The sequence below is a fragment of the Treponema endosymbiont of Eucomonympha sp. genome (genome assembly GCF_001028545.1).
Genome location: NZ_BBPW01000255.1, coordinates 1 through 876, shown reverse-complemented (window position 1 = coordinate 876; position 876 = coordinate 1). Strand labels below are relative to the sequence as shown.

The window sequence follows — 876 nt, the reverse complement described above, 5'->3', positions numbered from 1 at the left end:
CAAGCCCGAGACTATCGCCGCTTATGCGCGGAAACTGGGCTATGTCGGCAAAAATGAAAAGATCTTGAAAATCACCGGTCTCCCCGCCCTCACCGACACGGTGTATGACGCGGGCGTCGCCGTAATGCGGGAGGAAATACGCTGTCTTTCTGAGCGGACGTGCAAAATATCCGGTCTTGCCGCAGGATTTTTGTCGTATCTGTTCCTTTCGGTGCGGGGTTTAAGCGGGAAACGGAAGCGTCGCCGAAGCGCGGCGCGCTTTTCGGCTATAGCGGATAATTCCGCGGCGGGAATACCGGGTAGACATGATTATCGATAAAGACGCCCCCGACTCGGCTGCGCGTGTGTCCACCGTGCTGCGGCAGGGCAAGGTTGCCGTCATTCCTACTGATACGGTGTACGGGTTTTCGGGCATTGTCCCCGAAACGGAAGGTATACTCCGCCGGATTAAGGGGCGCAAAGCGGGTAAGCCCTTTATCCGCTTGATTGCCCGTCCCGAAGACGTTTTTTTGTACAGCGCAGAGCCGGTGCCGCGCGAGATTATCGCGCTGTGGCCTGCCCCGCTTACACTGCTCGTCGCGGCGGCGGGCGGAAAAACCCTTGCGTTCCGTTGTCCGGGAGACGCGTGGCTCAGAAGCGTTATCGCCGAAACGGGAAAGCCGCTTTTTTCTACCAGCGTCAACCGCGCTCACAAACCGCCGCTCACCGCCATAGACGATATTATCCGCGAATTCGGCAGAGAAGTCCCACTCATCGTTTACAGCGCGGACTGCCGAGCGAAACTCCCCTCCACGATTCTTGATATTTCAGGCGGCGAGCCGCGCATTGTGCGTCAGGGCGATTTCCGTTTGCCGCGGCATATAGGCTTTCGCCCTA

At 58.2% G+C, this 876-nt stretch carries 1 protein-coding gene and 1 pseudogene; both read left to right on the top strand.

The genetic code is table 11. From position 1 onward, the window contains the following. Positions 1 to 319, top strand: a pseudogene (locus AWU74_RS11810) (hypothetical protein); the annotation flags it as partial. Continuing rightward, on the top strand, positions 306 to 876 hold a 571-nt coding region (locus AWU74_RS06355), incomplete at its 3' end, for an L-threonylcarbamoyladenylate synthase (protein WP_162504945.1). The pseudogene AWU74_RS11810 and the gene AWU74_RS06355, both read left to right, overlap by 14 nt.